A 22,707-nucleotide genomic window follows, 5' to 3' on the forward strand; every position below is an offset into this window, starting at 1 on the left:
TTCATCTGTCGCGGCAAGCATGGCAAGCTAGCCGCCCTTCGAGGATTGAACCGATGCGCTCGCCCTTTCGCGCCACCCTGTTTGCCTGCCTGCTCGCCGTGGTGTGTGCCGGCATGCTGTGGGCGGCCTACGACTGGTTTCAGGGACGCTACCTGCGCGCATTCAGCGAACACACGGCCGTGTTCTCCGGCGATCCGCTGCGTCTTCCCGAATCTCTCTCCGGCCCTGGCGCCATCCGCCTGGTGCATTTCTGGGACCCGGCTTGTCCGTGCAATGTCGGCAATCAACAACACCTGACCGAACTGGTCGAGCGCTACGTTCCCCATGGCGTGGAATTCTATGCCGTGCAAAAACCCGGTAGCCACGGCCAATTGCCGGGCACCTTGAGCAGCCTGAAAACCATCGACATCCTGCCCGGCTCCGAACAGATCCCCGCCAGCCCGGCCGTGGCGATCTGGGACCGCAGCGGCAAACTGGCGTACTTCGGCCCCTACAGCGAAGGCCTGACCTGCAATTCCAGCAACAGCTTTATCGAACCGATTCTGCAAGCGCTGGATGAAGGCCGTGCAGTGAGTGCCACGCACACACTGGCCGTGGGGTGTTACTGCCCGTGGCCTGTTGAGCCAACTAAATAGGGAAAGACGCGGTAATACGAATCCCTCCTACGGGCGATGCGCCAAACCGGCGCGCGGTGTTACACAGTGACGCCAGGAATCACAATAACAACAAGGAGTCTCCATGAAACGCAGCCTGACCGCTCTCGCTCTGTTGATCGTCATGCTGGCCGCCGGGGCCGGCGGGTACCTCTACAGCAAGCAGCCGTCACGCCAGGGCATGGTGGAACTGCAACACCTGCAAGGCTCCGTCACCGTGCGCTACGACGAACGCGGCGTCCCGCACATCCGCGCCGACAACGAAACCGACCTGTACCGCGCCCTCGGCTACGTCCATGCCCAGGACCGCCTGTTCCAGATGGAAGTCCTGCGTCGCCTGGCCCGTGGCGAACTGGCTGAAGTACTGGGACCGAAACTGCTCGACACCGACAAACTGATGCGCAGCCTGCGCATTCGCGAACGCGCCGAAACCTACTTCGCGAACCTCGACAAGCAGTCGCCCTCCTTCATCGCCATGCAAGCCTATCTGGACGGTATCAACCAGTATCAGGACAGCCACGCCAAACCCGTGGAGTTCGATGTGCTGGGCATTCCAAAACGCCCATTCACAGCCCAGGACACCATCAGCATCGCCGGTTACATGGCCTACAGTTTTGCCGCGGCATTTCGCACCGAACCCTTGCTGACATTCGTGCGCGATCAACTGGGGCCCGAATACCTGAACATCTTCGATCTCGACTGGCAGCCCAAGGGCGTGCTCAACGGGACTGGCACCACCTTGGCCAGTGCCGACTGGAAAGACCTCAACGCCCTCGCCCGCCTGAGCGAACAAGCCCTGGCTGACAACGGCCTGCCACAGTTCGAGGGCAGCAACGCCTGGGTTGTCGCGGGCAGCCGGACCCAAAGCGGCAAGCCGCTGCTGGCGGGTGATCCGCATATCCGTTTTTCCGCGCCGTCGGTGTGGTACGAAGCGCAGCTCTCGGCGCCGGGCTTCGAACTCTACGGCCACTATCAGGCCCTGATGCCGTTTGCGTCGCTGGGCATGAACCGCGACTTCGGCTGGAGCATCACCATGTTCCAGAACGACGACCTCGACCTGATCGCCGAGAAGGTCAACCCGGACAACCCCAATCAGGTCTGGTATCGCGGCAAGTGGGTGGACATGACGACCAGCGAGCAGCAGATCGCGGTCAAGGGCCAGGCGCCAGTCACCCTGATATTGCGTCAATCGCCCCACGGCCCGATCGTCAACGATGCCTTGGGTAGCGGCGTCGGCAAAACGCCGATTGCCATGTGGTGGGCGTTTCTCGAAAGCCAGAACCCGATCCTGGAGGGTTTCTACCAGCTCAATCGCGCCGACACCTTGGCCAAGGCCCGTGGTGCCGCGGCAAAAATCCAGGCCCCGGGCCTGAACGTTGTCTGGGCCAATGCCAAGGGTGACATCGGCTGGTGGGCGGCGGCGCAATTGCCTAAACGCCCGGCGGGTGTACGCCCGTGGTTCATCCTCGACGGCAGCACTGCCGAGGCAGACAAGGACGGCTTCTACCCGTTCACGGCCAACCCCCAGGAAGAAAACCCGGCCCGGGGCTACATCGTCTCGGCCAACTTCCAGCCGGTGTCGCCGACCGGCATGGAGATTCCCGGCTACTACAACCTTGCCGATCGCGGCCAGCAACTCAATCGCCAACTCAGCGAAAAGGCTGTCAAATGGGACCTGGAAAACAGCCAGAAGCTGCAACTGGGCACCGCCACCGCCTACGGCCCGCGCCTGTTGGCACCGCTGTTGCCAGTGTTGCGCGAAGTGGTGAGCGATCCCGCCGAACTCAAGCTGGTGGAGCAACTGGCCCAGTGGAAAGGCGATTACCCGCTCGACTCGACCAGCGCCACGCTGTTCAACCAGTTCCTGTTCAACCTGGCTGACGCGACGATGCGCGATGAGCTGGGTAACGACTTCTTCGAAACGCTGCTCTCGACCCGGGTGATCGACGCCGCGCTACCCCGCCTGGCCGCCAGCACTGATTCACCGTGGTGGGACAACCGCAGCACCCTCGGCAAGGAAACCCGTGCCGACACGGTGAAGGCCGCTTGGCTAGCCAGCCTCGCGCACCTCAAGAGCACCCTCGGCGCAGACGCCTCGCAATGGCAGTGGGGCAGCGCACACACATTGACCCATGGCCATCCGCTGGGGCAGCAAAAGCCGCTGGACCTGGTCTTCAATGTCGGCCCCTTCGCCGCACCCGGCACCCATGAAGTACCGAACAACCTCTCGGCGAAAATTGGCCCGGCACCCTGGCCCGTCACCTACGGCCCCTCGACCCGACGCCTGATCGACTTCGCCGACCCGGCCCACAGCCTGACCGTCAACCCGGTTGGCCAGAGCGGCGTACTGTTCGACAGTCACTACGATGATCAGGCCGAGGCCTACATCGAGGGGATGTACTTCCAGGCGCATATCAATGATGAAGAAGTCACGGCTAATACCCGCAGCACCTTGAAGCTGTTGCCGGCGCGGGCGGCGCCTTAGATTTTTGCTGGCTGGACCGGCCTCATCGCGAGCAAGCTCGCTCCCACAGGTTTTCTGCTGTTCACAAAATTCGTGTTCAACAAAGATCCCTGTGGGAGCGAGCTTGCTCGCGATGGGGCCCTCACAGGCAAAAAAATATCAGCTCAAACCATAGCCGCAAAATGCAACCTGAACTGCTGCGGCGTCACCCCCAATCTACGATTGAACACACTGCGCATATGCTGGGCATCGCGAAAGCCGCATTGATAGGCCACGGTCTTGAGTGGCGCGCGGGTGCTTTCCAGCAGCGTCCTCGCCGCATCGACCCGCGCGCGCTCGACAAACTCGGCCGGGGTGATTTTCGCTTCCCTGGCGAACACCCGGGAGAAGTTGCGTGCGCTCATGTTGGCGGCATTGGCCAGGTCGGCGATGGTCAGGTCGCCCGTCAAATTGGCCAACACGTAATGCTGCACCATCGCCACCGCCGAATCCGCTTCGGCGTGGGGCGTGAGGAATGGGCTGAATTGCGATTGCCCGCCCGAACGCTGGGTGAACACCACCAGGCGCTTGGCGACATTCAGCGCCACTTCCGGCCCGTGATCCCGGCCCACTAGATACAACGACAGATCGATCCCCGCTGTGACCCCGGCCGAGGTGAACAGCTCGCCGTCCTCAACATACAGTCGATCCGCCTCCACCCGGGACGAGGGGCACAGCGCCGCCAGATCCGATGCGTCCTGCCAATGCGTGGTGACCGTTCGCCCCTCCAGCAATCCGGCCCGGGCGAGCATGAACGCGCCGTTGCAGATCGAACCAAAGCGCTTGGCCCGCGCACAGGCATCACGCAACCAGCCATCGAATGCCCTACCGAAATCCATGAACGGCAACTGCGGCCCGCCAGCCACCAGCAACAGGTCATACGGCTCCAGCGCTTCGCTGAAATGCCGATGGGCATTGAGTGCCAAACCGTTGGAGCACGGCATCATCCCGTGCTCGACGCCGATCACCTCAAGACGATAGTGATCCTGCGAGGCAAGGAAGCGGTTGGCCTCGGAAAACACATCCATGGGGCCGGTGACGTCCAGCGACTGGACGCCGGCGAACACCACGATTGCAACGGTTTTACTCATGGTTCAAAACGTCTCTGATGGCATTGAATGGCAACGCACACTTGTAGGAGCGAGCTTGCTCGCGATGGACGTCAACGATGACGGGAGCTGCCTGGATGTACGCGGCGCCCTCACGTGCATCGCGAGCAGGCTCGCTCCTACAGGGTCTGCATGCACCCTAGCCAATCCAGGTCCAACAAGCGAGGTTGGCGCGATATGCACGTTCATTGGCCGGGATCGCAGCCATGGATCGATTGTCCGGTTTCGAGGGCCGGAACAGACTGGAACCTTCATCACGACGAGGAAAACTCCATGAGCACCACCATCGCCGGCATCAGGATCCCCGACAGCGCGTTGGCCAAAGCCACCACCGAATACATCCGCGATATCGAGTCCGACCTGCTCTACCACCACTCGCGTCGGGTCTTCCTGTTCGGTGCACTGAGCGGCGAGCGCAAGCAACTGGCCTACAACCCGGAGTTACTGTACGTCGGCGCGATGTTCCATGACCTGGGCCTGGTGCAAGGTCATCGCAGCGACAACGAGCGCTTCGAAGTCGACGGTGCCAATGCGGCAGCGGCGTTCCTCAAGCCTTACGGACTGAGCGATGACGACATCGAACAGGTCTGGCTATCGATTGCCCTGCACACCACGCCGGGCGTGCCTCAGCACTTGCGACCCACCGTGGCACTGGTCACGGCTGGCGTCGAGATGGACGTGCTGGGCATGGACTACGCGGCATTTTCCAGCGTGCAGCGCGAAGCGGTGGTGCATGCGCATCCACGGGGCGAGGGCTTCAAGGAGTGCATCATCTGTGCGTTTGCCGACGGCTTGCGCCATCGTCCGCAGACCACGTTCGGCAATGTGAAGACCGATGTGCTGGTGGATCAGGAGCCGGGGTTCAAGCCGATGAACTTCGTCGAGCTCATCCGCAAATCCCCTTGGATTTCCTGACTGCAGAAGAACCTGTGGGAGCGAGCTTGCTCGCGATGGCGGCATCACAGTCAACATTGATGTTGAATGACAGTCCGCTATCGCGAGCAAGCTCGCTCCCACATTGGATTTGGGTAGACCACTCAAATGTGGTCTACCCAATTCGGGCTCAAGCCGCTTCCGGTGCCTGTGCGCGACGCACGTCCGGTTGCTTCCACGAGTCGGCTGCCGCTTCTTCGATCGCCTGCTGGATCGCACGCTTGCGGCTTTCTTCGGCGCGACGGCTGAAGAACCAGACCATGAAGGTCACGATCGACACCGCCAACAGGATCAGGCTGGCCACGGCGTTGATCTCGGGTTTCACGCCCAGACGCACCGCCGAGAACACTTCCATCGGCAGGGTCGTTGAACCCGGGCCCGACACGAAGCTCGCCAGCACCAGGTCATCGAGGGACAACGCGAAGGACATCATGCCGCCCGCCGCCAGCGACGGCGCGATCATCGGGATGGTGATCAGGAAGAACACCTTCCACGGCCGCGCACCGAGGTCCATGGCCGCCTCTTCGATGGACAGGTCCAACTCGCGCAAGCGCGCCGAGACCACCACCGCCACATAGGCCGCACAGAACGTGGTGTGGGCGATCCAGATGGTGACGATGCCGCGCTCCTGCGGCCAGCCGATCATCTGCGCCATGGCCACGAACAGCAGCAACAGCGACAGACCGGTGATCACCTCAGGCATGACCAGCGGCGCGGTGACCAGGCCACCGAACAGGGTACGGCCCTTGAAACGCGTAATGCGCGTCAGGACGAACGCCGCCAATGTACCCAGAGCCACCGCCGCCACCGCCGTGTAGCAGGCGATTTCCAGCGAGCGCACCACCGAGCCCATCAACTGGCTGTTGTCGAGCAGGCCGACGTACCACTTGATCGACCAGCCGCCCCACACCGTTACCAGTTTGGAGGCGTTGAACGAGTAGATGACCAGAATCAGCATCGGCAGATAGATGAACAACAGACCCACGACCAGCATCAGGCTGGAGAAACGGAAGCGCTTCATTCTTTACCCTCCATTTCCTTGGCCTGACTGCGGTTGAACAGGATGATCGGCACAATCAGGATCGCCAGCATCACCACCGCCAGGGCAGACGCCACCGGCCAGTCACGGTTGTTGAAGAACTCTTGCCAGAGCACTTTACCGATCATCAGGGTTTCCGGACCGCCGAGCAGTTCCGGGATCACGAACTCGCCCACCACCGGGATGAACACCAGCATGCAGCCGGCGATGATGCCGTTTTTCGACAGCGGCACGGTGATTTTCCAGAAGCTGTTGAAGGTGCTCGAACCCAGGTCCGACGCAGCTTCCAGCAGGCTCTGGTCGTGCTTCACCAGGTTGGCGTACAGCGGCAGGATCATGAACGGCAGGTAGGAATAAACCACGCCGATGTAGACCGCCAGGTTGGTGTTGAGGATCTGCAGTGGTTCGTCGATCAAGCCCATGCTCATCAGGAAACCGTTGAGCAGGCCGTTGTTGCTGAGGATGCCCATCCACGCGTAAACGCGGATCAGGATCGCGGTCCAGGTCGGCATCATGATCAGCAGCACCAGCACCGTCTGCACTTCCTTGCGGGCAACGGAGATGCCGTAGGCCATCGGGTAGCCGATCAGCAGGCAGAGGATGGTGCTGAACAGCGCCATCTTCAACGAGCCGAGGTAAGCGGCGATGTACAGCTCGTCACCGGCCAGCATCGCGTAGTTGCCCAGGTTAAGCAGCAACTGCAGCTTCTGTTCGGCGTAGCTGTAGATTTCGGTGTAGGGCGGAATGGCCACGTCCGCTTCGGCGAAGCTGATCTTCAGTACGATGAAGAACGGCAGCATGAAGAACAGGAACAACCAGATGAAGGGAACCCCGATGACCATCTGACGGCCACCGGGAATTATTCGATTGAGTCGACGCTTGAACTTGCGCATGTTCATGAGCGGAGCACCACGCCACTGTCGTCTTCCCAGTACACGTAGACCTGATCACCCCAGGTCGGACGCGCGCCGCGACGCTCGGCGTTGGCCACGAACGACTGCACCAGCTTGCCGCTTGGCAGTTCGACGTAGAACACCGAGTGCCCGCCCAGGTAAGCGATGTCGTGCACCTTGCCGCTCGACCAGTTGTACTGGCAGGTCGGCATGTCGGCGGTGACCAGTAGTTTTTCCGGACGGATCGCGTAGGTGACCGACTTGTCCTGCACCGAGGTGCTGATGCCGTGGCCGACGTAGATCTGACGATCCAGGTCTTTGCAGGTAATGATCGCGTGGCCTTCGGCGTCGTCGATCACTTCGCCTTCGAAGATGTTCACGTTACCGATGAATTCGCAGACCAGACGGCTGGTCGGGGTTTCGTAGATGTCGATCGGGCTGCCGATCTGGGCGATCCAGCCCAGGTGCATGATCGCGATGCGCTCGGCCATGGTCATGGCCTCTTCCTGGTCGTGGGTCACCATGACGCAGGTCACGCCGACGCGCTCGATGATCTCCACCAGCTCCAGCTGCATTTGCGAACGCAGCTTCTTGTCCAGCGCGCCCATCGGTTCGTCGAGCAGCAACAGCTTCGGACGCTTGGCCAGGGAACGGGCCAGGGCCACACGCTGACGCTGGCCGCCGGACAATTGATGCGGCTTGCGCTTGGCGTACTGGCTCATCTGCACCAGCTTGAGCATGTCGGCCACGCGGGCATCGACTTCAGCGGCCGGCAGCTTGTCCTGCTTGAGGCCGAAGGCGATGTTTTGCGCCACGGTCATGTGCGGGAACAGGGCGTAGGACTGGAACATCATGTTGATCGGCCGCTCGTAGGGCGGCATGTCAGTGATGTCTACGCCATCGAGGAAAATGCGCCCCTCCGTGGGCCGTTCGAAACCTGCGAGCATGCGCAGCAAAGTGGATTTGCCCGATCCCGAACCGCCGAGCAGGGCGAAGATCTCGCCTTTCTTGATTTCCAGGGACACATCGTCCACGGCAATCGTCTCGTCGAACTTCTTCGTGACCCGGTCGATTTTGACCAGCACCTGTTTAGGTTGCTGGTCGCCCTCGAGGGCTTTCTTATAGGCGCCGGAGGCAACTGCCATTTACGAAACTCCCAAAAAAAAGAGTGCAGTTCGCTCAAGGTGAGCCAACCTTGGATAGTTTGAGCCTTGAAGCTATTTACCCGACTTGACCTTGGTCCAGCTGCGGGTCATCAAACGTTGAATGTTCGGCGGCAACTCGACTGACACGTAGGTCTTGTCGAGCACCGCTTGCGGTGGATAAACCGCTTCGTCGGTGCGAATGGACTGTTCCATCAGTTTGTCCGAACCCGGGTTAGGGTTGGCATAGCCGACGTAATCACTGACCTGGGCAATCACCTCAGGCTTCAGTAAATAGTTGATGAAAGCGTTGGCCTGCTTGACGTTGGCCGAGTCCTTCGGAATCGCCAGCATGTCGAACCAGAGCGCACCGCCCTCTTTCGGGATCGAGTAGGCGATGTTCACGCCTTTCTTGGCTTCTTCGGCGCGGTTCTTGGCCTGAAAGATGTCGCCGGAGAAACCGATCGCCACGCAGATATCGCCGTTGGCCAGATCCGCGATGTATTTGGAGGAGTGGAAGTAGGTCACGTAAGGCCGCACTGCGAGCAACTTGGCGGTGGCCTTTTCGTAGTCCTTGGGATCGGTGCTGTTGGCGTTCAGGCCCATGTAGTTGAGCACTGTCGGCATTATCTCATCGGCGGAATCGAGGAACGCGACGCCACAGCTTTGCAGCTTCTTGATGTTCTCCGGTTCGAACAGCACGCCCCACGAATCAATCGTATCGACGCCCAGCACAGCCTTGACCTTGTCGACGTTGTAACCGATGCCGTTGGTGCCCCACAGGTACGGCACGGCGTACAGGTTGCCCGGATCGTTCTGCTCCAGACGCTTGAGCAGCACCGGGTCGAGGTTCGAATAGTTCGGCAGCTGCGATTTGTCGAGCTTCTGGAATGCCCCGGCCTTGATCTGTTTGCCGAGGAAGTGGTTCGACGGCACGACCACGTCGTAGCCGGTACGCCCGGCCAGCAATTTACCTTCCAGGGTTTCGTTGGAATCGAAGACGTCATAAACCGGCTTGATACCGGTCTCTTTCTGGAAATCGGCCAGGGTGTTCTCGCCGATGTAGTCCGACCAGTTATAAATATGCACGGTACCGGCGGCCTGGACACTGACAGCCAGCGTCAATCCGGCGCCCACCAGCATGGCATTGCGCAACAAAGAAAAAATAGGCAAGTGGAGGTCCTCTGAAATTAGTTGGGCCCAAGTTGCCCCGCGCTACATGACAACCGTGGTTGCCCGGCAACAAAACCGGCGCGCAACTTACCCTCGAAAAACCGTTCCAGCAAAACTTTCTGTCATTTAATTCAACCTGTTGCCGCCACCGCGCGGGTGGTGGCAACAGGTTGTTGCATCAAACCGGCTTATTTACCGGATTTGATCTTGGTCCAGCTGCGGGTCATGATCCGCTGGGTCGCGGCCGGCAAGTCGGCAATCGCGTACAACTTGGCCAGCACGTCCGCCGGTGGGTAAACGCCCGGGTCGCTGGTGATGTCTTTATCGACCAACGCAGTTGCAGCCGCGTTACCGTTCGGGAAACGCACGGCGTTGGTGATTTCAGCCATGATTTCCGGCTTCTGCAGGAAGGTCATGAACTTGTAGGCGCCTTCGACGTTTTCGGCATCTTTAGGGATGGCGACCATGTCGTAGAAGCTGCCGGCACCTTCTTTGGGAATGTTGTAGCTGACTTTCACCTTGTCACCGGCTTCTTCCGCGCGGGACTTGGCCTGGTAAATGTCACCCGAGTAACCCACGGCCACGCAGATGTTGCCGTTGGCCAGGTCGGAGATGTACTTGGACGAGTGGAAGTAACCTACCGAAGGACGGATTTTCAGGAACAGCGCTTCGGCTTCGGCCAGTTGTTTCTTGTCCTGGCTGTCGGTTGGATAGCCCAGGTAGTGCAACGCCACCGGAATCATCTCGGTTGGCGAATCGAGGAAACTGATACCGCACGACTTCAACTTCGCGGCGTTTTCAGGTTTGAACAGCAGGTCCCAGGAGTTGGTCGGCGCATCGGCACCCAGCGCAGCCTTGACCTTCTCGGGGTTGAAGCCGATACCGATCGAACCCCACATGTACGGGAAGGCGTGCTCGTTGCCCGGGTCGCTCACGGAAACTGCCTTGAGCAGGTCGGTGTTCAGGTTCTTCCAGTTAGGCAGCTTGGACTTGTCCAGCTTCTGGTAGACGCCAGCCTTGATCTGCTTGGCCAGGAAGTTGTTCGACGGTACAACGATGTCGTAACCGGACTTGCCTGCGAGCAACTTGGCTTCCAGAGTTTCGTTGCTGTCGAAGACGTCATAGACAACCTTGATACCCGACTCGTCTTCAAACTTCTTGACGGTGTCCGGTGCGATGTAGTCGGACCAGTTGTACACGTGCAGTACTTTGTCATCGGCCTGAACCGCGCCGGCCATCAAACCCATCACGGACATGGCAAGCAGAGTCTTGCCAGCGAGCTTTTTACCTAGTGCCTTCATGCGTAATGCTCCAAATTTTTCTTTTTTGAACCACTTGTTCAGCGGCCGAACCCGGGCAACTGGAACCGCGGCTAGTCTGGCAAGATCCACATCGGTCTTTCAAGGAAACGGCCACGCTTTCTGACAGTTCTGAGCGAAAGTTCCTACTTCATATGCAGAACTTTGGACTTCCGCTCAGAGCCTAGCACTTAGCCCTGCAATGCACTCAGGGTCAGGTCAAGACACTTGCGAGCCTTGGTCACCAGTTCATCGATTTCCGCCGGTGTAATCACCAGTGGCGGAGCGATGATCATGGTGTCGCCGACGGCGCGCATGATCAGGCCGTTATCGAAGCAGAACTGACGGCAGATCATGCCGACGCCCTTGCCCTCGTAACGCTTGCGCGTGGCCTTGTCCTGGACCAGTTCGATGGCCCCCAACAGACCCACCCCACGAACTTCACCCACCAGCGGGTGATCGTTCAGTTCCCGCAGACGCTTTTGCAAATACGGTGCCGTTTCTGCATGAACGCGCTCGATAATCTTCTCGTCGCGCATGATGCGGATGTTTTCCAGCGCCACCGCGGCAGCCACCGGGTGACCGGAGTAAGTGAAGCCGTGGTTGAAGTCGCCGCCCTCGTTGAGCACGTCCACCACTTCATCACGCACGATCAGGCCGCCCATCGGGATGTAGCCCGAGGTCAGGCCCTTGGCGATGGTCATCATGTCTGGCTTGAGGTCGTAGAAATCGGCACCGAACCACTCACCGGTACGACCGAAACCGCAAATCACTTCGTCAGCCACGAACAGGATGTCGTACTTGGCGAGGATTTCCTTGATGCGCGGCCAGTAGGTCTCTGGCGGAATGATCACGCCACCGGCGCCCTGGATCGGCTCGGCAATAAAGGCACCGACGTTGTCGACGCCGACTTCCAGAATCTTTTCTTCCAGCTGGTTGGCCGCCCAGATACCGAACTCTTCCGGGGTCATGTCGCCGCCTTCGGCGAACCAGTACGGCTGGGCAATGTGAACGATGCCCGGGATCGGCAAGTCGCCCTGTTCGTGCATGTACGTCATGCCACCCAGGCTCGCGCCGGCCACGGTGGAACCGTGATAGCCGTTCTTGCGGCTGATGATGACTTTCTTTTTCGGCTGGCCCTTGATCGCCCAGTAGTGACGAACCATACGCAGCATGGTGTCGTTGCCTTCGGAGCCGGAACCGGTGAAGAACACGTGGTTCATGCCTTCTGGCGCGATGTCGGCGATAGCCTTGGCCAGTTCCAGTACCGGTGGGTGCGCGGTCTGGAAGAACAGGTTGTAGTAAGGCAGTTCGCGCATCTGTTTGCTGGCGGCATCGGCCAGTTCATCGCGACCATAACCAATCGCGACGCACCACAGGCCGGCCATGCCGTCGAGGATCTTGTTGCCTTCGCTGTCCCAGAGGTAAACACCCTTGGCGTTGGTGATGATCCGCGGGCCTTTCTCTTTCAGCTGCTTGAAGTCGCTGAACGGAGCCAGGTGGTGGTCATTGCTCAGGATTTGCCATTCACGGGTTTGCGGATTGTTGCTGGTCATACGAATCTCCTAAAAAAATCAGGTGAAAGCGCCACCAGACAGCGGTGGCGCCCGGCGTATCAGACGGCAAAGAGCAGGAATTCCCTTTCCCACGAACTGATCACGCGCTTGAAGTTTTCATGCTCGGCTCGCTTGACCGCAACGTAGCCAGTGATGAAATTTTTGCCCAGGTACCGCTCAATGGTCGCGCTGTGTTCCATACGCTCCAGCGCGTCTTCGATGGTCAGCGGCAGGCGCAGGTTGCGGCGTTCATAGCCACGCCCCACCACCGGCGCACTCGGGTTCAGGCCTTCGACCATGCCGATGTAACCGCAGAGCAGGCTCGCAGCAATTGCCAGGTAGGGGTTGGCATCGGCGCCCGGCAGGCGGTTTTCCACCCGACGGTTTTGCGGCCCCGCATCCGGCACCCGCAGGCCCACGGTGCGGTTCTCTTCGCCCCACTCCACGTTCACCGGCGCCGAGGTATCCGGCAGGAAGCGGCGGAACGAGTTGACGTTGGGTGCGAACAGCGGCAACAGCTCGGGAATGAGTTTCTGCAAGCCACCGATGTGGTGCAGGAACAACTGGCTCATGGTCCCGTCTTCATTAGAAAAGATGTTCTTGCCGGTCTCGATGTCGATGATGCTCTGGTGCAAGTGCATGGCGCTGCCCGGCTCGCCGGTCATCGGTTTGGCCATGAAGGTCGCGGCCACGTCGTGCTTGAGCGCGGCTTCGCGCATGGTGCGCTTGAACACCAGGATCTGGTCGGCCAGGGACAGGGCATCGCCGTGACGGAAGTTGATTTCCATCTGCGCCGTGCCGTCCTCGTGGATCAGCGTATCGAGGTCCAGGTCCTGCAGTTCGCACCAGTCGTAGACGTCTTCGAACAGCGGATCGAATTCGTTCGCCGCTTCAATGGAGAACGACTGGCGACCGGTTTCCGGGCGACCGGAGCGACCGATTGGCGGTTGCAGCGGGTAGTCCGGGTCGTCACTGCGCTTGGTCAGGTAAAACTCCATTTCTGGCGCCACGATCGGCTGCCAGCCTTTGTCGGTATAGAGTTTCAGGACTTTCTTGAGCACGTTGCGTGGCGACAGCTCGATCGGGTTGCCTTGCTTGTCGTAGGTATCGTGGATGACGATGGCGGTCGGCTCGATGGCCCACGGCACCAGGTACACCGCGCTCTGGTCGGGACGGCAGATCATGTCGATGTCGGCCGGGTCGAGCAGTTCGTAATAGATGTCGTCTTCGACGTAATCGCCGGTCACGGTCTGCAACAGAACGCTTTCTGGCAGGCGCATGCCTTTTTCGGCGATGAATTTGTTGGTCGGCGAAATCTTGCCCCGGGTAATCCCGGTCAAGTCGGCGATCATGCATTCGACTTCTGTGATCTTGTGGTTTTTCAACCAATCGGTGAGCTGGTCGAGGTTGTTACTCATAAATGCCTCTAGGCTTGAGTTGTCTGACCTTTTTAAGGTCAGGCGTTGTTTGACGCATCGGCGTCGCGTTGTAGAGCGTTTGCGCGGCAGATTATCGTGCTTGCCGACACGGCTGCGGAGGCCGGGCGTGCAGAATCGCGAGCGGTGCCCTGAACGATGGTCAGGCCGCTATTGTGAATCGGTTCTATATTGAATGGAGTAACCGTAATGGGGGTGCCATCGCAACCGTCCAGAATATCGGACGGGGACGGTCGAACCGTCACGGATGGGAGGATCACCAGAACCGCTGAGGCCACGGAACGGACGGACGTGTCATCACTGATGTGATAAACATGCCGACCGACCTGTCTTGAGCAGTCGGTGACGCCGATTATCGGCAGGCGAGACATGAAGCACCCCGGTATTATTGCTGTTATGGGTTTGATTCGAGCTTAGCCTTGTTCATTTTTTTACACAACACCCCCGTAAAAAATACAACACGGCCCGCTCAAGCCTGCGGGCGCCATAGAGGCCAAAGGCATAAAAACGCGCCAAAGTGCCTCAAAAAAGCCACACGGGCGCTTTTTTAGGGCAAAAAAGGCCTCGCTTGACTTCGGCATGCCGTTCGGGTTGACTGGAATCTGAAAAGATCAATGATTGATATTTTTAACAACAAAGGTGTTGCATCATGTCGGTACCCCCGCGTGCCGTTCAGCTTAACGAAGCGAACGCGTTCCTTAAGGAACATCCTGAGGTTCTGTACGTTGACCTTCTGATTGCGGATATGAATGGTGTGGTGCGCGGCAAGCGCATTGAACGCACCAGCCTCCACAAGGTTTACGAGAAAGGCATCAACCTGCCGGCCTCTCTATTTGCTCTGGATATCAATGGCTCGACGGTGGAAAGCACCGGCCTGGGCCTGGACATCGGTGATGCTGACCGAATCTGCTATCCAATCCCCGATACCCTATGCAACGAGCCATGGCAGAAGCGCCCGACCGCGCAACTGTTGATGACCATGCACGAACTCGAAGGCGAGCCATTCTTCGCCGACCCGCGTGAAGTGCTGGCCAATGTGGTACGCAAGTTCGACGAAATGGGCCTGACTATCTGCGCCGCGTTCGAACTGGAGTTCTACCTGATCGACCAGGAGAACGTGAACGGTCGTCCGCAACCACCTCGCTCGCCGGTTTCCGGCAAACGTCCGCACTCGACTCAGGTCTACCTGATCGACGACCTCGACGAATACGTCGACTGCCTCCAGGACATTCTGGAAGGTGCCAAGGAGCAAGGCATTCCGGCTGACGCCATCGTCAAGGAAAGTGCCCCGGCGCAGTTCGAAGTGAACCTGCACCACGTGGCTGACCCGATCAAGGCCTGCGACTACGCGGTCCTGCTCAAGCGCCTGATCAAGAACATCGCCTACGACCATGAAATGGACACCACCTTCATGGCCAAGCCTTACCCAGGCCAGGCGGGTAATGGTCTGCACGTTCACATTTCGATTCTCGACAAAGACGGCAAGAATATTTTTGCCAGTGAGGATCCCGAGCAGAACGCCGCACTGCGTCACGCGATCGGCGGTGTGCTCGAGACCCTACCGGCGCAGATGGCTTTCCTCTGCCCGAACGTCAACTCGTATCGCCGTTTCGGCGCACAGTTCTACGTGCCGAACTCGCCGTGCTGGGGCCTGGATAACCGCACTGTGGCGATTCGCGTACCGACCGGTTCCTCCGACGCCGTGCGCATCGAGCATCGTGTAGCCGGCGCCGATGCCAACCCGTACCTGCTGATGGCTTCGGTCCTGGCAGGCGTGCACCACGGCCTGGTCAACAAGATCGAGCCTGGCGACCCGGTTGAAGGCAACAGCTACGAGCAGAACGAGCAGAGTCTGCCGAACAACCTGCGTGATGCACTGCGCGAGTTGGACGACAGCGAAGTCATGGCCAAGTACATCGATCCGAAATACATCGATATCTTCGTGGCCTGTAAAGAGAGCGAGCTGGAGGAGTTCGAACACTCCATCTCCGACCTCGAGTACAACTGGTACCTGCATACCGTGTAAGCGGTTGCAGTAGTGAAGAAACGCCGCCGGCCTCACAGCCTGCGGCGTTTTTTTATGGCCGCCTGCGGCGGATCGCGAGCAGGCTCGCTCCCACAGGGATCTTCTGTGAGCAAAGAATTGGCGCCCAGAACAGATCCAATGTGGGAGCGAGCCTGCTCGCGAAGGCGGCCGAGAAGACAACACACAACCCGACTCGTACAATGCCCGCTGCCCCGCAGGAGACTCCAATGACACGCGTAGCCACCCCCCGCAAACCCCGCGCACGCAGCCAGGCCCGGATCGATTCGATACTCGATGCGGCCCGCACGCTGCTGGCCGCGGAGGGCGTGGCCAGCCTGTCGATCTACAGCGTCGCCGAGCGCGCGGAGATTCCACCCTCCTCGGTCTACCACTTCTTCGCCAGCGTGCCTGCCCTGCTCGAAGCCCTGACCGCCGATGTCCACGCGGCCTTCCGCGCCTGCCTGCAAGCCCCCATCGACCACCTCGCCTTGAATGGCTGGCGCGATCTGTCGAGACTGGTGGAGCAACGCATGCTCGACATCTACGCCGAGGACGCCGCCGCCCGCCAACTCATTCTGGCCCAGCACGGCCTGACCGAAGTCACCCAGGCCGACCGCCAGCACGACATCGAACTCGGCGACCTGATGCACAAGCTGTTCGACCATCACTTCGAGCTGCCGACATTGCCGAGTGATGTCGATGTGTTCGCCCTGGCCATGGAACTGGGCGACCGGGTGTATGCGCGCTCGGTGCAGCAACACGGGCAGATTACGCCGCGCATGGCCGAGGAAGGGATGCGGGTGTTTGATGCTTATGTGGGGTTGTATTTGCCACCGTATCTGCCCAAGCGCAGCGTTCCAGCCTGATTTCTTGATTGGCCTTACTGGCCTCTTCGCGAGCAGGCTCGCTCCCACATTTGAAATGCATTCCCCTGTGGGAGCGAGCCTGCTCGCGAAGGCCGCACCACCGATCTCAATGAATCACACGCACAAAAAACCCCGAAGGGCTCAAACCCTTCGGGGTTGTTGTTTGCGCATGCGCCTTACAACTTGGCGATCGATACCTCGGTGGATTTCACAAACGCGATCACTTCACTGCCGACCGCCAGTTCCAGCTCTTTCACCGAGCGTGTGGTGATCACCGAAGTGACGATGCCGGAAGCGGTTTGCACGTCGATTTCCGAGAGCACGTCGCCGAGGACGATTTCCTTGATGGAGCCTTTGAACTGGTTGCGAACGTTGATGGCCTTGATCGTCATGATGTTGATTCCTGTCGTTGGGTAAGACTTGAGTTATTGAGCCCAGCGCAATTGCGTAGGCAAGGGTGAAACAGGCTCCGGTTCCGGCGGTTGGCCGGGCAGCGCCAGCACGCGATTGAGGACTTCGGTTTCCAGCGTCGCCAGCCGATGGGAGCCACGAACCCGAGGGCGCGGCAGTTCCACCTGAAGGTCGAGGCCGACTTCGCCGTCTTCGATCAGGATCACCCGATCGGCAATCGCCACCGCTTCACTGACGTCATGGGTCACCAGCAACACCGTGAAGCCGTGCTGTTGCCAGAGCCGTTCGATCAGTTGCTGCATTTCAATTCGGGTCAGGGCATCCAGCGCGCCCAAGGGTTCGTCGAGCAACAGCAGGCGCGGTTGGTGAATCAACGCACGCGCCAAAGCCACGCGTTGCTTCTGTCCACCGGACAGCGCCGCTGGCCACTCGTTGGCACGATCCGCCAGACCCACCGCTTCCAGAGCTTCAAGTGCTTGCGGCCGCCAGTTGCCCTTGAGGCCCAGGCCGACGTTGTCGATGATCTTTTTCCACGGCAGCAGACGTGCTTCCTGGAACATCAGCCGGGTGTCTTCCCGCGCGTCACTCAATGACGCGGCACCGGCGAGCAACTCACCGCCAGTTGGCTGATCGAGACCGGCGAGCAAGCGCAGCAAGGTACTTTTGCCGCAGCCACTGCGACCGACCACGGCAACAAACTGGCCCGCCGGAATGTGCAGGTCAATCTCGCGCAGCACCTGCCGCGAGCCAAAGGTTTTTTGCAGCTTGCGCACCGCCAGCGGAATGCCGCGCAGCAGGCGTGGAGGTTGTTCCGCGATCATGCCGCACCTCCCTTGGCAACCTGATACGCCGGGTGCCAGCGCAGCCACACTCGCTCAAGCCCACGGGCCGCGAGGTCGGCCAGTTTGCCGAGCACCGCGTACAACAGAATCGCCAGCACCACCACGTCGGTTTGCAAGAACTCCCGGGCATTCATTGCCAGATAGCCGATGCCGGAACTCGCGGAAATGGTTTCCGCGACGATCAACGTCAGCCACATGAAGCCCAGGGCGAAGCGCACGCCGACCAGAATCGAAGGCAGTGCCCCCGGCAGAATCACCTGCCAGAACAGGTTGAAACCGCTCAGGCCATAGCTGCGCGCCATCTCCACCAGCGCCGGGTCGACGTTGCGGATGCCGTGATAGGTGTTGAGGTAAATCGGGAACAACGTGCCCAGCGCCACCAGGAAAATCTTCGCTGACTCGTCGATGCCGAACCACAGGATCACCAGTGGAATCAGCGCCAGGTGCGGCACGTTACGGACCATCTGCACCGAACTGTCGAGCAGGCGTTCGCCCCACTTCGACAGGCCGGTGATGAAGCCAAGCGTCAAGCCGATGCCACCACCGACGGTGAAGCCCAGCGCTGCACGCCAGCCACTGATTGCCAGGTGCGTCCAGATTTCGCCACTGCGTACCAGGCTCACGCCGGCCTCGATCACGGCGATGGGTGCCGGCAGGATCCGTGTCGACAACCAACCCGCCGACACACTCAACTGCCACACCGCCAGCAACAACACCGGCAACGCCCAGGGCGCAAGGCTGTGGATGATTTTCTTCATGACCGCGCCTCAGCTCTGGGATGCGGCTTTGGGCAGAATGTCGTTGGCGACCATCTCACCGAACGGGCTGACATAACCGGCACTTTTCGGCAACTCGGGACGCTCGACATCGAGGTGCGGGAACAGCAACTCGGCCACCCGGTACGACTCTTCCAGGTGTGGATAACCGGAGAAGATGAAGGTATCGATGCCCAGGTCCGCGTACTCCTTCACGCGGGCGGCCACGGTCGGACCATCGCCCACCAGCGCCGTACCGGCACCGCCGCGCACCAGACCGACGCCGGCCCACAGGTTAGGGCTGACCTCCAGATTGTCGCGGTTGCCGCCATGCAATGCGGCCATGCGTTGCTGACCGACCGAATCGAAACGCGCCAGGGAAGCCTGGGCACGAGCGATAGTCTCATTGTCGAGATGGGAGATCAGCCGATCCGCGGCTTTCCATGCTTCATCGTTGGTTTCGCGCACGATCACGTGCAGTCGAATGCCGAAGCGCACGGTGCGTCCGAGCTTGGCGGCCTTGGCTCGGACCTGTTCGATTTTTTCCGCGACGGCGGCCGGTGGCTCGCCCCAGGTCAGGACCATTTCCACCTGTTCGGCGGCCAGATCCTGTGCGGCTTCCGAGGAACCACCGAAGTACAGCGGCGGACGCGGTTGCTGGATCGGTGGATAGAGCAATTTCGCCCCCTTCACGCTGATGTGCTGACCGTCGTAATCGACGGTTTCACCTTCCAGCACCCGGCGCCAGATGCGGGTGAATTCCACCGAGGCCTGATAGCGTTCTTCGTGGCTGAGGAACAGACCATCGCCCGCCAACTCTTCCGGATCACCGCCCGTCACCAGGTTGAACAAAGCACGCCCACCGGACAGTCGATCCAGGGTCGCGGCCTGACGCGCCGCCACAGTCGGGGAAATGATCCCGGGGCGCAGGGCGACAAGGAACTTCAAGCGCTGGGTCACCGGAATCAGCGATGCCGCCACCAGCCACGAGTCTTCGCAAGAGCGACCGGTAGGGATCAGCACCCCGCCAAAACCCAGGCGATCCGCTGCCTGTGCGACTTGCTGCAGGTAGCCGTGATCGACGGCGCGTGCGCCTTCGGCGGTGCCAAGGTAATGGCCGTCGCCGTGGGTAGGCAGGAACCAGAAAATATTGAGGCTCATGGAGTGGTCTCCTTGGGGAAGCGATTTATTGGATTTTGGTTACTGAGCTTTGGGCAACGGCGGCCGGCGGTGTCCAGATCACATCTTTGATGCTCAACTGCTTGGGAATCAGCTTGAGCTGATAGAAGCTGTCGGCGATTTTCTGCTGTGCGGCGACCACTTCCGGGGTGAGGAACAGCGCGCCATAGCCCTGGCGTTTCACCGAGGTCAGGGTGATGTCTGCTGGCAGGCCGAGCAGCGGTGAAACCTGTTCGGTCACCTCTTGCGGGTTAGCCCTGGACCACTCGCCCACCGCGCGCACTTCTTCCACCAGGGTCTTGATCACCTCGGGATTTTTCTGCGCATAAGGCTTGGTCGCCAGGTAGAACTGATGGTTGTCGACGATGCCCTGGCCATCGCGCAGAGTGCGCGCTTGCAGCTGTTGTTCGGCGGCGGCCTGGTACGGGTCCCAGATCACCCAGGCGTCGACGCTGCCACGCTCGAAGGCGGCACGGGCATCGGCTGGCGGCAGGAATACGGTCTGGATGTCGGTGTATTTGAGGCCGGCGTCTTCCAGCGCACGCACCAGCAGGTAGTGCACGTTGGAGCCCTTGTTGAGCACGACTTTCTTGCCCTTGAGCTCTGCTACCGATTTGATCGGCGAGTCCTTTGGAACGAGGATCGCTTCGCTGTGCGGCGCTGGCGGTTCATAGGCGACGTAGAGCAGATCGGCACCTGCTGCCTGGGCAAACACAGGAGGCGTTTCGCCGGTGACGCCGAAGTCGATGGAACCGACATTCAGGCCTTCGAGCAGTTGCGGGCCACCGGGGAATTCAGTCCATTGCACGTCCACGCCTTGGGCGGCGAAGCGTTTTTCCAGGGTGCCTTTGGCTTTGAGCAGCACCAGGGTGCCGTATTTCTGATAGCCGATTCGCAGAACGCCTTCTTGGGTAGAAAGCGCTTGAGCTTGAGTAATGGCGCCGAAGGTCAAAGCCGCAGCAAACAGAGCGACCAGACCACGACGCAAAATGACAGGGCGCATGGCGCTCTCCTTTTTGCAGTTGGGTTTTGGCTGCACCTGCTTGCCCGTTGGCGGGCGAGTAAGGCCAGTACTTCAATTTTTCGGTGAGGCTCAAATGCTCCAGCGAGCACTCAACAAACGATCATTCAACAGGTTCGGATCGAGCGGCTTGGGCCGTCGCGCCATGGCGCTGAAAAACAGCTCCAGCGATTCATTCAGTCGTTGTTCCAGCTCCGGCGCCAACTGCGCCAGGGCGCTGCCTTCGCCGTAGGCGATCTGGCTGTCGACGGCGAAAATCCCTTGCAGCATTTCCTGGGCCTTCAATGCCGACAGCACCGGCTTGAGCGCGTAATCCACCGCCAGCATGTGAGCGATGCTGCCGCCCGTGGCCATTGGCAAAACCACCTTGTGGCTCAAGGCGCGTTCGGGCAGCAGATCCAGCACGACTTTCAGTGCTCCGGAAAACGATGCCTTGTATACCGGTGTGGCGATCAGCAGGCCATCGGCGTTTTCAATCTGTTGCAACAGGTCGACCACCTTGGGGCTGTCGAAGCGTGCGTGCAGCAAGTCCTCGGCCGGGAAGTCCCGCACCTGATAACTCACCACTTCCACGCCCTGCCCTTGCAACCAACGCTGGGAGCGATCCAGCAGCACCCCGGAACGAGAGCGCTGACTGGGACTGCCACCGAGTGAGACAACCAACATTCAGACGATTCCTTGCACGGTGTTGGCGATTCGCGGCTTGCGATCTCGCTTTGATGGAGTGACCTTAACAGCTGATTTATATATCCATAAATCATATTTATTCATTTGGTTATTCGTTAAAGAAATATATAAACCGGTTTCTTCCAGGCAAAAAAACAGGCCGTCGAAACGGCCCGAAATCCCCTGCTTTGTGGATTAACTATGACGTCTGTAGTGCCTGGACTATCGCCTTCGCGAGCAGGCTCGCTCCCACAGGGGTACGCGATCAACTGTGGGAGCGAGCCTGCTCGCGAAGGCTTTTCAGTCACACCACAAAAAAGACTGGCTCACCGGTTCGGCTGCGGCGTCAGGCGCAGGTAAGGCTTGACCGCCCGATAGCCCTTGGGAAAGCGCTGCTTGATTTCATCCTCATCCTTGAGCGACGGCACGATCACCACCTCATCACCGTCCTGCCAGTTGGCCGGTGTGGCCACCTTGTAGTTGTCGGTGAGTTGCAGCGAGTCGATCACCCGCAGGATTTCATTGAAGTTGCGGCCGGTGCTCGCCGGGTAGGTAATCGTCAGCCGGACCTTTTTCTTCGGGTCGATCACAAACAGACTGCGCACGGTCAGGGTGTCGTTGGCGTTGGGATGGATCAGGTCGTAGAGGTCCGAGACCTTGCGGTCGGCGTCATCCAGGATCGGAAAGTTGACCACGGTGCCCTGGGTTTCGTTGATGTCCTCGATCCACCGATGGTGCGACTCCACCGGGTCTACCGACAAAGCGATGGCCTTGACACCGCGCACTGCGAACTCATCCTTGAGCCTGGCGGTGAAGCCCAATTCCGTGGTGCACACCGGTGTGAAATCCGCGGGATGGGAAAACAGCACGCCCCAGCTATCGCCCAGCCACTGATGGAAACGGATGGTGCCGGCGCTGGAGTTCTGTTCGAAATCGGGGGCGATATCGCCAAGTCTGAGACCCATGGTGCTGCTCCTTCTGAGTGCTTGATGGGTTCAACTGTGCCTGTGTTTTTTATCTATTAAAAAGAATAAATATCGATTTATTTAGATCATAAAGAAATATTAAATATCTGTTCACTGGACGTGCTCGTACAACCAGCCGAACATCGCCCCCAAGGTTCGAGAAGGCCTTGAGTTGCTGCAAAGAGGGAAGTTCAAGGCGGGATTACGGGGGTGAACCCGTCTTGAAAGTGTAAAAGCCCCG

The 22,707-nt window shown here is 59.7% G+C and carries 20 protein-coding genes; 5 read left to right on the plus strand and 15 right to left on the minus strand.

Translation table 11 applies throughout. From position 1 onward, the window contains the following. The first annotated feature begins 53 nt into the window (after positions 1–53). The gene (locus tag WHX55_RS29555) at positions 54–635 is read left to right on the plus strand and encodes a DUF6436 domain-containing protein (RefSeq protein WP_150757510.1); all 582 of its coding nucleotides are present in this window, start codon (positions 54–56) and stop codon (positions 633–635) included. Between the two features lie 103 nt (positions 636–738). Then, a complete protein-coding gene (locus tag WHX55_RS29560) occupies positions 739–3,138 on the plus strand; it encodes a penicillin acylase family protein (RefSeq protein ID WP_150757509.1) in 2,400 nt (799 codons plus the stop codon). A gap of 143 nt (positions 3,139–3,281) precedes the next feature. Here the strand turns inward: WHX55_RS29560 and WHX55_RS29565 are convergent, their stop codons facing one another. Continuing rightward, positions 3,282–4,247 carry a GlxA family transcriptional regulator gene (locus tag WHX55_RS29565; protein WP_150757508.1) on the minus strand — a complete coding sequence of 322 codons (966 nt, stop codon included), beginning with the start codon at positions 4,245–4,247 and terminating at the stop codon, positions 3,282–3,284. Between the two features lie 291 nt (positions 4,248–4,538). On the opposite strand from WHX55_RS29565, the gene WHX55_RS29570 reads away from it, so the two are divergent. Beyond that, a complete protein-coding gene (locus WHX55_RS29570) occupies positions 4,539–5,180 on the plus strand; it encodes an HD domain-containing protein (RefSeq protein WP_150757506.1) in 642 nt (213 codons plus the stop codon). Positions 5,181–5,328: 148 nt separating this feature from the next. Here WHX55_RS29570 and WHX55_RS29575 read toward each other — a convergent pair whose 3' ends face one another. The 7 genes from WHX55_RS29575 to WHX55_RS29605 form a co-directional block, all read right to left on the minus strand. Further along, complete coding sequence (locus WHX55_RS29575) at positions 5,329–6,219, minus strand: ABC transporter permease subunit (protein ID WP_150724988.1); 891 nt, start codon at positions 6,217–6,219, stop codon at positions 5,329–5,331. Then, a complete protein-coding gene (locus WHX55_RS29580; RefSeq protein WP_191624904.1) occupies positions 6,216–7,097 on the minus strand; it encodes an ABC transporter permease subunit in 882 nt (293 codons plus the stop codon). Before WHX55_RS29580 ends, WHX55_RS29575 begins: the two co-directional genes overlap by 4 nt. 35 nt (positions 7,098–7,132) lie before the next feature. Further along, positions 7,133–8,275 (minus strand): polyamine ABC transporter ATP-binding protein, encoded by a 1,143-nt coding sequence (potA, locus tag WHX55_RS29585; protein WP_150755042.1) that lies wholly within the window; start codon positions 8,273–8,275, stop codon positions 7,133–7,135. A gap of 72 nt (positions 8,276–8,347) precedes the next feature. Beyond that, on the minus strand, positions 8,348–9,445 hold the full coding sequence (locus WHX55_RS29590; RefSeq protein ID WP_353741764.1) for a polyamine ABC transporter substrate-binding protein: 1,098 nt from the start codon (positions 9,443–9,445) through the stop codon (positions 8,348–8,350). A gap of 188 nt (positions 9,446–9,633) precedes the next feature. Further along, a complete protein-coding gene (locus WHX55_RS29595) occupies positions 9,634–10,746 on the minus strand; it encodes a polyamine ABC transporter substrate-binding protein (RefSeq protein WP_008048745.1) in 1,113 nt (370 codons plus the stop codon). Positions 10,747–10,934: 188 nt separating this feature from the next. Further along, complete coding sequence (locus WHX55_RS29600; protein WP_150755040.1) at positions 10,935–12,299, minus strand: aspartate aminotransferase family protein; 1,365 nt, start codon at positions 12,297–12,299, stop codon at positions 10,935–10,937. A 59-nt stretch (positions 12,300–12,358) separates the two neighbouring features. Then, complete coding sequence (locus WHX55_RS29605; protein WP_150755039.1) at positions 12,359–13,717, minus strand: glutamine synthetase family protein; 1,359 nt, start codon at positions 13,715–13,717, stop codon at positions 12,359–12,361. Between the two features lie 667 nt (positions 13,718–14,384). Here WHX55_RS29605 and WHX55_RS29610 point away from each other — a divergent pair. Both WHX55_RS29610 and WHX55_RS29615 read left to right on the plus strand, forming a co-directional pair. Then, entirely contained in the window at positions 14,385–15,761 is a 1,377-nt protein-coding gene (locus tag WHX55_RS29610; RefSeq protein WP_150716318.1) for a glutamine synthetase family protein, read from the plus strand. A gap of 227 nt (positions 15,762–15,988) precedes the next feature. Next, entirely contained in the window at positions 15,989–16,627 is a 639-nt protein-coding gene (locus WHX55_RS29615) for a TetR/AcrR family transcriptional regulator (RefSeq protein WP_150724984.1), read from the plus strand. A gap of 176 nt (positions 16,628–16,803) precedes the next feature. Here the strand turns inward: WHX55_RS29615 and WHX55_RS29620 are convergent, their stop codons facing one another. The 7 genes from WHX55_RS29620 to WHX55_RS29650 all read right to left on the minus strand — a co-directional run bounded on the left by WHX55_RS29620 (position 16,804) and on the right by WHX55_RS29650 (position 22,466). Further along, positions 16,804–17,019, minus strand: coding sequence for a TOBE domain-containing protein (locus tag WHX55_RS29620; protein WP_007967989.1), 216 nt, complete (start codon positions 17,017–17,019; stop codon positions 16,804–16,806). Positions 17,020–17,052: 33 nt separating this feature from the next. Next, positions 17,053–17,859 (minus strand): aliphatic sulfonates ABC transporter ATP-binding protein, encoded by an 807-nt coding sequence (gene ssuB, locus WHX55_RS29625; RefSeq protein WP_150757505.1) that lies wholly within the window; start codon positions 17,857–17,859, stop codon positions 17,053–17,055. Beyond that, positions 17,856–18,638, minus strand: coding sequence for an aliphatic sulfonate ABC transporter permease SsuC (gene ssuC, locus WHX55_RS29630; protein ID WP_150757504.1), 783 nt, complete (start codon positions 18,636–18,638; stop codon positions 17,856–17,858). The genes ssuB and ssuC overlap by 4 nt, the downstream gene beginning before the upstream one ends. A gap of 9 nt (positions 18,639–18,647) precedes the next feature. Next, positions 18,648–19,796, minus strand: a complete 1,149-nt coding sequence (gene ssuD, locus WHX55_RS29635) for an FMNH2-dependent alkanesulfonate monooxygenase (protein WP_057712845.1) — start codon at positions 19,794–19,796, stop codon at positions 18,648–18,650. 25 nt (positions 19,797–19,821) lie between these two features. After that, on the minus strand, positions 19,822–20,817 hold the full coding sequence (locus WHX55_RS29640) for a sulfonate ABC transporter substrate-binding protein (RefSeq protein ID WP_150757503.1): 996 nt from the start codon (positions 20,815–20,817) through the stop codon (positions 19,822–19,824). 90 nt (positions 20,818–20,907) lie between these two features. Continuing rightward, complete coding sequence (gene ssuE / locus WHX55_RS29645) at positions 20,908–21,501, minus strand: NADPH-dependent FMN reductase (RefSeq protein ID WP_150755033.1); 594 nt, start codon at positions 21,499–21,501, stop codon at positions 20,908–20,910. Positions 21,502–21,827: 326 nt separating this feature from the next. Continuing rightward, positions 21,828–22,466 carry a peroxiredoxin gene (locus tag WHX55_RS29650; protein ID WP_150724979.1) on the minus strand — a complete coding sequence of 213 codons (639 nt, stop codon included), beginning with the start codon at positions 22,464–22,466 and terminating at the stop codon, positions 21,828–21,830. Positions 22,467–22,707: the final 241 nt, after the last annotated feature.

The organism is Pseudomonas fluorescens, assembly GCF_040448305.1.
In the GTDB taxonomy this organism is placed as follows: domain Bacteria; phylum Pseudomonadota; class Gammaproteobacteria; order Pseudomonadales; family Pseudomonadaceae; genus Aquipseudomonas; species Aquipseudomonas fluorescens_BH.